Source organism: Streptomyces sp. NBC_01410 (assembly GCF_045040195.1).
Lineage (GTDB): Bacteria > Actinomycetota > Actinomycetes > Streptomycetales > Streptomycetaceae > Streptomyces.
On the sequence record NZ_CP109530.1, the window covers coordinates 3,488,396 to 3,498,724 of the forward strand.

General features: G+C 67.8%; 12 protein-coding genes and 1 other RNA gene. 3 read left to right on the forward strand and 10 right to left on the reverse strand.

What is annotated here, in order from left to right; translation table 11 throughout:
• Nucleotides 1–55: 55 nt before the first annotated feature.
• Together OG741_RS15940 and OG741_RS15945 are read left to right on the forward strand one after the other, a co-directional pair.
• Entirely contained in the window at nt 56–1,312 is a 1,257-nt protein-coding gene (locus tag OG741_RS15940) for an MFS transporter (RefSeq protein WP_405598352.1), read from the forward strand.
• Nucleotides 1,313–1,399: 87 nt separating this feature from the next.
• The gene (locus OG741_RS15945; protein WP_405598355.1) at nt 1,400–1,825 is read left to right on the forward strand and encodes a hypothetical protein; all 426 of its coding nucleotides are present in this window, start codon (nt 1,400–1,402) and stop codon (nt 1,823–1,825) included.
• A 63-nt stretch (nt 1,826–1,888) separates the two neighbouring features.
• Here OG741_RS15945 and ssrA read toward each other — a convergent pair.
• From ssrA to ftsE, 5 genes are all read right to left on the reverse strand, one after another.
• Nucleotides 1,889–2,259: a transfer-messenger RNA gene (ssrA, locus tag OG741_RS15950) on the reverse strand.
• A gap of 158 nt (nt 2,260–2,417) precedes the next feature.
• The gene (gene smpB, locus OG741_RS15955) at nt 2,418–2,897 is read right to left on the reverse strand and encodes an SsrA-binding protein SmpB (RefSeq protein WP_405598358.1); all 480 of its coding nucleotides are present in this window, start codon (nt 2,895–2,897) and stop codon (nt 2,418–2,420) included.
• An 18-nt stretch (nt 2,898–2,915) separates the two neighbouring features.
• Nucleotides 2,916–4,064 carry a S41 family peptidase gene (locus tag OG741_RS15960; protein ID WP_405598361.1) on the reverse strand — a complete coding sequence of 383 codons (1,149 nt, stop codon included), beginning with the start codon at nt 4,062–4,064 and terminating at the stop codon, nt 2,916–2,918.
• Nucleotides 4,065–4,131: 67 nt separating this feature from the next.
• Nucleotides 4,132–5,049, reverse strand: a complete 918-nt coding sequence (ftsX, locus tag OG741_RS15965; protein WP_405598364.1) for a permease-like cell division protein FtsX — start codon at nt 5,047–5,049, stop codon at nt 4,132–4,134.
• 9 nt (nt 5,050–5,058) lie between these two features.
• Nucleotides 5,059–5,748 (reverse strand): cell division ATP-binding protein FtsE, encoded by a 690-nt coding sequence (gene ftsE / locus OG741_RS15970; RefSeq protein ID WP_405598367.1) that lies wholly within the window; start codon nt 5,746–5,748, stop codon nt 5,059–5,061.
• Between the two features lie 249 nt (nt 5,749–5,997).
• Here ftsE and OG741_RS15975 point away from each other — a divergent pair, with 249 nt between their 5' ends.
• Nucleotides 5,998–6,192 (forward strand): hypothetical protein, encoded by a 195-nt coding sequence (locus tag OG741_RS15975; RefSeq protein WP_324974771.1) that lies wholly within the window; start codon nt 5,998–6,000, stop codon nt 6,190–6,192.
• A 99-nt stretch (nt 6,193–6,291) separates the two neighbouring features.
• Here the strand turns inward: OG741_RS15975 and OG741_RS15980 are convergent, their stop codons facing one another.
• From OG741_RS15980 to OG741_RS16000, 5 genes are all read right to left on the reverse strand, one after another.
• Nucleotides 6,292–6,936: a hypothetical protein gene (locus OG741_RS15980; RefSeq protein WP_405598371.1), complete on the reverse strand. Its 645-nt coding sequence runs from the start codon at nt 6,934–6,936 to the stop codon at nt 6,292–6,294.
• 833 nt (nt 6,937–7,769) lie between these two features.
• Complete coding sequence (locus OG741_RS15985; RefSeq protein WP_405598374.1) at nt 7,770–8,114, reverse strand: hypothetical protein; 345 nt, start codon at nt 8,112–8,114, stop codon at nt 7,770–7,772.
• Nucleotides 8,114–8,401: a hypothetical protein gene (locus OG741_RS15990; RefSeq protein WP_405598377.1), complete on the reverse strand. Its 288-nt coding sequence runs from the start codon at nt 8,399–8,401 to the stop codon at nt 8,114–8,116. Before OG741_RS15990 ends, OG741_RS15985 begins: the two co-directional genes overlap by 1 nt.
• Nucleotides 8,402–8,533: 132 nt before the next feature.
• Nucleotides 8,534–9,784, reverse strand: a complete 1,251-nt coding sequence (locus OG741_RS15995) for a helix-turn-helix domain-containing protein (RefSeq protein WP_405598380.1) — start codon at nt 9,782–9,784, stop codon at nt 8,534–8,536.
• A 287-nt stretch (nt 9,785–10,071) separates the two neighbouring features.
• Entirely contained in the window at nt 10,072–10,329 is a 258-nt protein-coding gene (locus OG741_RS16000; RefSeq protein ID WP_405598383.1) for a DUF6959 family protein, read from the reverse strand.

The following is a 10,329-nucleotide window of genomic DNA, read 5'->3' on the forward strand; positions in this document are numbered from 1 at the left end:
ATGGGGCCTGAGCAGGTGTTGGACGCTGCGAGCCCCTCGCGGCGAGGGTTGATCCATGCCGCATCCAGTCGACTCCGAGCGCCACCCGGCCCCTCCGGCGATCGAGGAGGGGGGTCCGGGGCCCGGCGCAGGCCCCACCCCCTACCGACGGCTCTTCGCGCCGCACGGCGCGCTCGCCTTCACCGCCGGCAATCTCCTGGCCCGCCTCCCCATGGGCATGTTCAGCGTCAGCGCCGTCATCATGATCGCCGGAGCCCGCGGCTCGTACGCCCTCGCGGGAGCGGTCACCGCGACCGGCCTCGCCGCGACCGCGCTGGTCGCGCCGTGGACCGCGCGGCTCGTGGACCGGCACGGGCAGGCCCGGGTCGCGGTGCCCGCCACCGCGCTCGCCGTGCTCGGTTCGCTCGCCCTGCTGCTGTGCGTACGCCTCGACGCACCCGACTGGACCCTGTTCGCCGCGTACGCCGCGACCGCCACCACCCCCAACACGGGCGGCATGTCCCGCGCCCGCTGGGCCCATCTGCACCGCGGCGACCCGGCCGTGCTGCACACCGCGAACTCCTTCGAGCAGGCCGCCGACGAGCTGTGCTTCATGCTCGGCCCGGTGCTCGCCGCATTCCTGTGCTCCGCGCTGTTCCCCGAGGCGGGCACGTTGACGGGCGCGGTCCTGCTGCTCACCGGCGTACTGGTCTTCGCGGCCCAGCGCGCCACCGAGCCGCCGGTCGCCGCCCGCCCGGCGCGGGCCCGCTCTCCGCTGCGTACGCCGGGCATGGCCCCGCTGCTCGTGGTCTTCCTCGCGACGGGCGCGGTCTTCGGCTCGATGGAGGTCGTCACGATCGCCTTCGCGGACGGGCAGGGGCAGGCGAGCGCAGCGGGTGCGGTGCTCGGGCTCCAGGCCGCGGGCTCGTGCGTGGCGGGCCTGGCGTACGGCAGGTTCCGCCCCGCCCGGGGCCTTGCCCGCCGCCTCTTGATCTGCCTGGCGGCGATGACGGTCCTGATGTCGCTGCCCCTGCTGGCCGCCGTCACGGGTTCGCTTCCGGCCGTCGCCGTGGCCCTTCTTGCGGCGGGCATGGCCACGGCCCCGACGATGGTCACGGGGATGACAGTGGTCCAACGCCTCACGCCCGAGAGCCAGTTGAACGAGGGCATGACGCTCGCGGTCACCGCGCTGCTCGGCGGCATAGCGGCCGGTTCGGCGGCGGGCGGCTGGACGGTGGAGCACACGAGCACGGCGTACGGATATCTGGTGCCCGTCGCGGCGGCCGCGACCGCGCTTCTGCTGGCCGCGGCGGGGCGGACCGAACGGTACTGAGCCCCCGGCGGATCCCGGCGGGGACAGGGCGATACGCTGCACCGCCCCCGAAGCGGGGGCATATGTTCCGTTCAGTGGAGGGGCCCCATGGCCATCAAGAAGGCAACCATCCAGCAGCAGGTGGCTGCCGCCATCGCACAGGCCAACCCGGCCGACCGGCCGATCGTCACCATCCAGGCGATCGCCGGCCCGAGTGTCTGGCTGATGAGCATGCTCGGTCTGATAGGCCAGGCGTTTCTGACGTACTACTTCATCACGGTGACCGAACAGGCAGTGGTCATCCACAAGGCGGGCCGGATGAGCAACCGTCCGCAGGAGATCGCCTTCGCGCTGACACCTGCCGAGGTCACGGGAATGGTCGGTGAGATCCAGCGCAACACCCTCTGGAGCTCGTTCCGCTTCCAGCTGCCCGGCCGGCCGCAGCCGACCCGGATGAATGTGCACCGCATCTGGCGCGCCGAGATGGACCAGCTGCTCGGCATGGTGGCCCCCGGACACCAGCCGGCGGTCTGACCTGGCGCACAACACGACGAAGGCCCGGTCTGCCGTAGCAGCCGGGCCTTTGACGCATGGGATGAGTGGAGATGGCGGGAATCGAACCCGCGTCCAACGGTGCAGAATCAGGGCTTCTCCGAGCGCAGTCCACTTCGATTTTCTCGGCCCCGGAGATCACGTGGACAAGTCTCCGACGGGCTCAGTCACTGTTTGATTTCCCTCTGAACCCCGTGACCGGGCTTAGAGGTTTAGTTCCCTAGCTGATGCCAGGATCCGGGTCGGGAACAGCCCCGGGCTGACAAGTTCGCTAGTCGCTACTTAGGCAGCGAGGGCGAACTGAGTGCTCTTGTTATTGGCACTTATTGGTTGCGACATATGGTTAACGAGATCATTGCCGCTTCCTCGGCTCGCTTCCCCTGCTTCGACATCCGCTGTCGAAACCGATCATCCCCATGTTGATTTTTCAAACTGCACTGCGCCCCTGCTGTGAGGGGCAGGTGCCATCGTACGTGACCAACGCACGACGGTGCCAGCCTATTCCGCCGGGGCGGGTTCCCGCAGGTCAGACCTGCTGGAGGTCAGACCCGTCGGAGGTCAGGCCAGCTCGAGGTCAGGCCCGCTGGCGCTTCTTCGCGGCCGAGACGGCACGGTCGGTCTCACGCCGGTCCTGCTTCTCGCGCAGCGTCTGCCGCTTGTCGTACTCCTTCTTGCCCTTCGCCAGCGCGATCTCGACCTTCGCCCGGCCGTCCTTGAAATACAGCACCAGCGGCACGATGGTGTGGCCGCTCTCCTGCGACTTCGACTCGAGCTTGTCGATCTCGGCGCGGTGCATCAGCAGCTTCCGCTTGCGCCGCGCGCTGTGGTTGGTCCACGTCCCCTGCGTGTACTCCGGGACGTGCACGTTGTGCAGCCACGCCTCGTGGGCGTCGATCTGGACGAAGCCGTCCACCAGCGAGGCCCGCCCCTGACGCAGCGACTTCACCTCGGTGCCTGTCAGCACGAGACCGCACTCGTAGGTGTCGAGGATGGTGTAGTCGTGCCGCGCCTTCTTGTTCTGCGCGATCAGCTTGCGCCCTTTTTCCTTAGCCATAGTGCGGTCATTTTCGCACTAAGACCCGCCTCCGAGGCCACTCAATACCGTCTGGGCCCGATCCTCAGCCCTCTCGCTCGCGGCGAGGTCCGGGGTGATGCCGCGCCCGTCGACGCTGTGACCGGCCGGAGTGCGGTAATGGCCGACGGTCAGCTCGGCGACCGAACCGTCGGGAAGGCGGCTGGGCATCTGGACCGAGCCCTTGCCGAAGGTGCGCGAACCGACCGTGATCGCCCGGCCGCGGTCCTGCAGCGCCCCGGTGACCAGCTCGGCCGCGCTCATCGTGCCGCTGTCGACCAGGGCGACGACGGGTCTGGTGGTGTCGCCGCCAGGAGTCGCGTACAGGGCACGCTGCTCGCCCCTTATGTCGTACGTGGCCACCAGACCGCCGTCCAGGAAGGCGGAGGCGGCACTGACGGCCTCGGCGACCAGCCCCCCGGCGTTGCCCCGCAGATCCAGAAGGACGCCGACGCCCGCGGGGGCGTCCTGCACCGCCTCGCGCACCCGGGCGCCGGACCCCTTGGTGAAGGAGGCGACCTTGATCATCACTGCCCCGCCCTGGAGACGCTGGACGGTGACCGCCCGGGTGCTCAGCGTGGTGCGCACCAGCTTCTCCGTCCAGGCACGGCCACCCCGCTGGAGGCCGATGACGACGCTCGTGCGGTCGCCGCCGCGCAGCAGCGCCACCACCTCGGTGACGGGGCGCTCGGCGACCGGGAGGCCGTCGATCGTACGCAGCAGATCACCGGCCCTGATGTCCGCCTTGGAGGCGGGGCCGCCGGGCTGGACCTCGGCGACCTCGACCTGCCCGCCGGCTGCGCGCCTGGCCGTGAGGCCGACGCCGGTGTACTCGCCGTCGAGGGCCTGCTCGAACTCCTCGTACTCGTTCTTGTCGTAGACCGCGCCCCAGCGGTCCCCGCTGCGGCTGACGGCCGCCTCGGCGGCCTCGGTGCCGGACTTGCCGTCGGCCATCGCCTCGGCGGCGGCACGGGCGACGTCGTCGACGGTCGCGGCGGCCGTGTTCGCGACAAGACGCGGCTCGCTCTCACCGTCGTGCGGCAGGGAGTTGGTGGCTGCCGCGGTGGCCAGAACACTTGCGAAGACCAATGTCAGGGCCGCCCCGCGGCGGATGCGGCGGGGCCGAGGGCAGAACTCCGGGCCCGGCATGGCGCCCACTCTAGGACAAGCGAAGGGCGCCGTACGGCGGTTGGCCGGACGGCGCCAGGGGCGCTTGTCACACCTTGAGATACTTGCGCAATGCGACGAAAGCCGCCATGGCGGGCATCAACAGCCCAATTGCGATCACCAGGGGCAGTTTGGTGACCACGGCGTCCCAGCCGATGAAGTTGACCAACTGCATCTTCTCGGAGAGCGCAAGACCGTGGTCGATCAGGAAGTATCTGCCGACCAGCAGCATCGCGGAGGCGACAACACCGCCCAGCAGACCGGCGAATGCGGCTTCCATGATGAACGGCATCTGGATGTAGAAGCTGGATGCTCCCACCAGCCGCATGATTCCGGTTTCACGCCTGCGGCTGAACGCCGAAACACGCACGGTGTTGACGATCAGCATCAGCGCAATGACCAGCATCAGCGCCATCACGAAGAGCGCGGCGATGTTCATGCCGTTCATCAGGGAGAAGAGGTTCTCCAGGATGTTGCGCTGGTCCTGGACGGACTGCACGCCGTCGCGGCCCGCGAAGGCGGTTGCCACGACCTTGTACTTCTCGGGATCGTCCAGCTTCACGCGGAACGACTCCTGCATCTGGTCCGGCGTGATGGTGGACGCGATGGGGGTGTCGCCGTACTGGTCCCGGTAGTGCTTGTACGCCTCTTCGGCCGTCTCGTGGTGGACGACGTCGACCACGTCCATCTTCTTGAGATCGGCCTCGATCTGCTGCTTCTGCTGGCCGGTTACGGCTCCCTTGGCGCACTTGGGAGAGGTCGCCGCGTCGTTCTTGTTGCAGAGGAAGATCGAGACGTTGACCTTGTCGTACCAGAAGTCCTTCATCGTGCTGACCTGCTCACGCATGAGCAGCGCACCGCCGAACAGGGCGAGTGAAAGGGCTACGGAGACGATGACGGCGAAGGTCATCGTGAGATTACGGCGGAGACCGACGCCGATCTCCGACAGGACGAACTGGGCGCGCATGGCGTCCTTTCAGTGCTGGTAGCCGTAGACGCCGCGTGCCTGGTCGCGGACGAGACGGCCCTTTTCGAGCTCGATGACGCGCTTGCGCATCTGGTCGACGATGTTCTGGTCGTGGGTCGCCATGATCACGGTGGTACCGGTCCTGTTGATCCGGTCCAGCAGCTTCATGATGCCCACCGAGGTCTGCGGGTCGAGGTTGCCGGTCGGCTCGTCCGCGATCAGCAGCATGGGGCGGTTGACGAAGGCCCGCGCGATCGCGACGCGCTGCTGCTCACCGCCGGAGAGCTCACCGGGCATCCGGTCCTCCTTGCCGCCGAGGCCGACCAGGTCGAGAACCTGGGGCACGGCCTTGCGGATCTCACCGCGCGGCTTGCCGATGACCTCCTGGGCGAAGGCCACGTTCTCGGCGACGGTCTTGTTGGGCAGGAGGCGGAAGTCCTGGAAGACGGTGCCGAGCAGGCGGCGCATGTGCGGCACTTTCCAGTTGGACAGTCTGGCGAGGTCCTTGCCGAGGACGTGGACCAGGCCCTGGCTGGCGCGCTCCTCGCGCAGAACGAGCCGCAGGAAGGTCGACTTGCCGGAACCGGACGAGCCGACGAGGAAGACGAACTCCCCCTTGGCGATGTCGAGAGATACGTCGCGCAGGGCGGGGCGGCTCTGCTTGGGGTAGGTCTTGGAGACGTTGTCGAATCGGATCACGGGTGCACCACGGTCGGCCGGGGGTAGGTGAGCGAGACACTACGCGAAGCGGGCTGCCGCTCGCAGTCGGCGTCACGGGTTGCGCAGTTTGTCCGGTCACGCAATGGGCGTAATCCGGCGGGCCGCGCCGAAAAGCGCGCGAGCTGGCACAGTGGTAGGGGAACAGTCGCGTTTCCCCGAGCGTTGTCGGGAGAGAACTGTGCTTACGGTCCGCGCCTGCGGCTCCGGCGCGCGGGAGGAGGAGAGCGCATGACCTACGACCGATTGGTGTGCGCCAACTGCGCGGCCCCGGTCACAGAGGGTCGCTGCCCGGTCTGCCGGGCGAACCGCGAGCGGCTGCAGCAGGAGGGCCCCTTCGGCGGCCTGAGCCCCGTGGCACTGCTGACCTTGCTGGTGGTGCTGATAGCGGCGGTGGCGCTGCTGGCGGCACACCAGACCGCCTAGGACATACGCAAAGGAGGGCCCGGGGTGCTGAAGCGCACCCCGGGCCCTCCTTCTGTGTGATGTTTCGGCTTGCAGCCGCTTACATCCACCTATGTCTGCTTACACAGCGGTACGGCCACCACCGGCGAGACGCGGCAGCATGCGGAAGCCGATGCCACCGGCGATCATCGTCGCGGCACCGATGAGCAGGAAGGTGGTCTCGGCGGCACCGGTCTCCGCCAGCTCCTCCTTGGCCTTGCCCTGCTCGACCGGCTGGGAGCCGGCGCTGTCGGTGTCGGTGTTGTCCGAGCCACCGTTGGGGTTGTTGTCGTTGCCGGAGCCACCGTTGGCGTTGCCCGGGTCCTCGGAGGGGTCCTCGGACGGGTCACTGGTCGGCTTGCCGGGCTTGTCGGGCTTGCCGGTCGGCTTGTCGGTGGGCTTGTCGGTCGGCTTGCCCGTCGGCTCGCCCGTGGGAGGCGTCGTCGGCGGCTCCTCCGTCGGAGGCGTCGTCGGCGGCTCCTCCGTGGGCGGCGTCACCGACGGCTCGGGGACCGTCGTGGGCGGAACCGAAGGGCTCTCTTCGTCGTTGATCCCGAGACCGGCGTCGAGGCCGTTCTCGTCGGCGTGTGCCCGCGCCTCAAGGGGACCCACGTTGATGTCGACACCGACGGCTGAGGCGGCGCCCGCGGCGGTCAGCGACGCACCGGCGGCGATCACCGCGCCGGCGGCTATACGCGCTACACGGATCCGCGTCTTCTTGGTCATCTGGCTGCTACCCCCAGTAGCTAATTGTCAATGGAGCAGCGTCCGGGGCAACTGCCGCCGGGGGCGGTTTCGTTCGGCCCCCAATCACACGCGCCCCAGTAGATACGCATGCCGCGCGTCAGCTTTCCGAGTTTCCGCGGACGCGTCAAGCTCGTTGCGCCTGCGATGTCCGGTATAGGGGCGGTTGCCTGACCTGCGGGGAAGCAACTGTGACACAAAAGGGAACTGCTGCCTCTGGGGCGGCAGTTCCCTTGTCGACAAAGCGTCCTGATACCTCTTCTGCCGGTTGCGCCAGTGAATACGCCTGGTGCCTACCTAGCACGATTGGGGCGGGCGGCAGGGCGGAGCATGCCAACCAGCTGCCCTGGACGAAAGGTTGGCATCCACGGAGCTTCGAAGCTTTGCGGTGCGTTCGGTCGGCAGGACAGGCGAACCTGACGAAGTAGTACGTCGTACTGAACGGACTCCCCGACGCTGTGGCCGGGCGGCCCGCAGGATCCCCGTAGGCATCGTCCTCGTCCAACGCGGACTCGGGAAGCACAAGCAGGTCAGGCCGCCTCATACGCTGTATGGCGGGCGACTCGATCTCCTGTCCACTGTGCGCGACGACGCCGGGGTGGATAGTGAGCAACTGGGCATCCAGCAGACGACGCAGCCGCAGGGTGATGAGCTCGTGCCGCTTGACCGGGCTCCTCACCAGGCTGATGCCCTGCTCGCCGATCTCGACAGCCCAGACCGGGGGCTCGATGGGCAACACGTCGGCGATGGCGCGCAAGCGATCGTAGGTCTTGGCGTCCGTGGAGACTCCTCGCGGGCAGATATCTTTCCGAGCCTCAGCGACCGGCTGCGCCGTGCCTACTGGGGCCGTCAGGATCTGGTCGGCGCGCAGTGTCGGGTTCGGGCAGTCGGGCACCGCGGCTCTCCGCGACGCGTACGGCGTCCCGCAGCGCTTCAGTCAGCCGAGCCGAGAGAAATCGGAGCTGGAACGTGTCGGCTCGCGGGTCGTCGAGCAACGCCTCCGCATGGCCGAGCAGCGCAGTACCCATTCCGAGCTGAACGGACTCGATCTGGTCGGCGACCCGGGAGACGTAGCCACCGCTCTTGTCCGTGAGCAGGTAGCAGGGCTTGCCGTCGGGGCCGGTCCAGGGCAGCAGCCGGGCGGCTGGCTCCATGTCCATCAGGCGGCTCCCAGCCCGTGGATGTCCCGGGTATCGAGATCGATCCCGTACGACGCGAGCCACAACACCCGGCGGCGCTGTCGGCGGAGCCGTTGTTCGTGCGCGACGAGATAGGGGCGGACGAGCGCGGAGTCCTCGCCCCGCAGTGGCGACGGGACACGTGCGCGAGCGACGGCGTCCGGCACGGCCACGACGTAGGGCACCGACCAGGCGGCCCTGTGTCGGCCTCGGGCGGGGAACAGCAGTCTCAGTAACTGCTCGAAGATACGGGCGATACAGTGCGGCACGTCGACCTGCTTTCTTCAGGTGGACCACGCCCCCGGGCCGTGTCCGCGGCCGCGGGGGTCTTCGGTAGTCGTACGACCACCGACCGTAGGCCCCCTGCGCAGGGGGAAGGGGCAGAGTTCCTGCCCATACCGTCAGGCAGCCAACATCCCAACCCTCACTGCGAGTTCGCTGGCCCGCCGCCGCTGGGACGGGCTCTTCGACTCCGCTTCCTCCAAGAGGATGCGGCGGGCGTAGCCGTTGTAGCGCATGGTCTCCGGGGCCGCTTCAAACGCCTTCTCCAAGGCCGCCAAGGCCACTTCGGGCTGCCCGTCCAACTGGTATCCACGGGCCTCTTCAATACGGTGCCGAGCGCGCCGCGGGCGGGACGGAATCGTCGCGGCATCGGCCACAGCGGCCTGCCTGACACTCTCCCCACCTGCATGCAGCTCAACAGCGACAGTCACCGCATGCGCCCCCATGACAGCCCGCGAGAACGAGGTGACGGGATGGTAGTAATCGCCCGGCAGCCGCTCGGCCATGGCGCGCGCCACATCCCAGTACCCCCACGCAGAACCGGTATCGCCCCGCCGCGCCGCCGTATATCCCGCCTCGAACTGCAGAGCTCCCGCGATCGCCAGCACGTCATCACCAGCCTCCGGCAACAGCGACTCCAAGTAGCGGATCGTCTCCAAGGTCACCGCATCAGCCGCATCGAAATTAGCCGGACCGCTGTCGCGGTGCGCCTGCGCAGCAAGCCAGGCCGCCACCCCGAGCGTGTGTGGGTCCTCCGATTCCAGTGCCGCGACCATCCCACGCTCGACCACACGCCACAGCAGCGAAGAGTCAGGCTGGTAGGCGATGAAGAACTGGCAGAGGCTGTACGTCTGCGACAGCAACGCTTGCCCCGAGCGCCGCTCAGCCGCCGTCTCGGATTGCCGCACGCCGAGCTGCGCGTCACGGATCAACTCCGGCAGCAGAGCCCCAACGACCTCACGGTGGTTCGGAGATGAGTGACGAGCCTTCCAGGCCCGCACGAGACGAGCCTCCAAGTGGGCAGCAGGCGGAGCCTCGACATCAGCGGTGAACGGATACGCATCGATAGCCGCACGCACCTGCGGAAGCCGCGCATGCCCCGGACCGGCGAACAACGCAGTCGGCACGGACTGATCACCCATGAGCTCCGCGAGATCCCGCACCCGCAACGCCTCAGCGATCCGCAGCACCATGGGCAGCTTGGGCATCTGCAACTGCCCACCCTCCACCTGCTTCACCCAACTCGGAGACTTGCCAACCAGCCCGGCAAGCACAGTGCGACTCATGCCCCGGCGCGTCCGCAGAACCTGCATCCGCTGACCGAACGCAATCGGCTCGATGAAGGGGTTAGGGGTGACATCGGACGGCACGGCCCAGCCTCTCTCTGCGCAACCACGACACAGGCAGGGTACGGCGTCATGCCTCAGAGGGCACGATGATGGTCGCCGAAGCGGCTCTCAACTCATCCAGCCTGGCCCGAAATTGGATGCGGGCAAGCCGCATCCAACTCCTAGGCCACGGCCAGTCGGCGTCTACCCTCGTCCGGTAGCGTCCTTTCGGCGGCTGGCTGGAGCGACTGGGTGCGCCCCATACACATCGCAGCCACTTCACACACCGGCCGATCTGGTTGTCGTCAAGGCGCCAGAGGGGTGCCAACTCAGTACGGAAGGGAGCGGCCTGCCTCTCTCATCAGACGCTCATACGTGGCGATGAACTCGTCCAGCGCCTCCTTAATCTCAATTGCAGAGTATCGACTGTCCTCGACAGCTCCGGATTCGAGTTCACTCACGAGGCCGTCTGCGACTTCCCTCAACGAGTTGAGCGTGTCCCCTTGGATGAGTAGCCCAGGAAACTGTCGACTAGCACGGGCCGCCAGGGCACAATTGCCACTCTCACCGAGCAGTTCAATCTCCAT

Excerpts from the sequence above, each read along its gene's own strand:
- OG741_RS16000 (WP_405598383.1), bottom strand. The coding sequence starts at position 10,329 with ATGGAGATTGAACTGCTCGGTGAGAGTGGCAATTGTGCCCTGGCGGCC.
- smpB (WP_405598358.1), bottom strand. The coding sequence starts at position 2,897 with ATGGCTAAGGAAAAAGGGCGCAAGCTGATCGCGCAGAACAAGAAGGCG.
- OG741_RS15960 (WP_405598361.1), bottom strand. The coding sequence starts at position 4,064 with ATGCCGGGCCCGGAGTTCTGCCCTCGGCCCCGCCGCATCCGCCGCGGG.
- OG741_RS15975 (WP_324974771.1), top strand. The coding sequence starts at position 5,998 with ATGACCTACGACCGATTGGTGTGCGCCAACTGCGCGGCCCCGGTCACA.
- ftsX (WP_405598364.1), bottom strand. The coding sequence starts at position 5,049 with ATGCGCGCCCAGTTCGTCCTGTCGGAGATCGGCGTCGGTCTCCGCCGT.
- OG741_RS15940 (WP_405598352.1), top strand. The coding sequence starts at position 56 with ATGCCGCATCCAGTCGACTCCGAGCGCCACCCGGCCCCTCCGGCGATC.
- OG741_RS15985 (WP_405598374.1), bottom strand. The coding sequence starts at position 8,114 with ATGGACATGGAGCCAGCCGCCCGGCTGCTGCCCTGGACCGGCCCCGAC.
- OG741_RS15980 (WP_405598371.1), bottom strand. The coding sequence starts at position 6,936 with ATGACCAAGAAGACGCGGATCCGTGTAGCGCGTATAGCCGCCGGCGCG.
- OG741_RS15945 (WP_405598355.1), top strand. The coding sequence starts at position 1,400 with ATGGCCATCAAGAAGGCAACCATCCAGCAGCAGGTGGCTGCCGCCATC.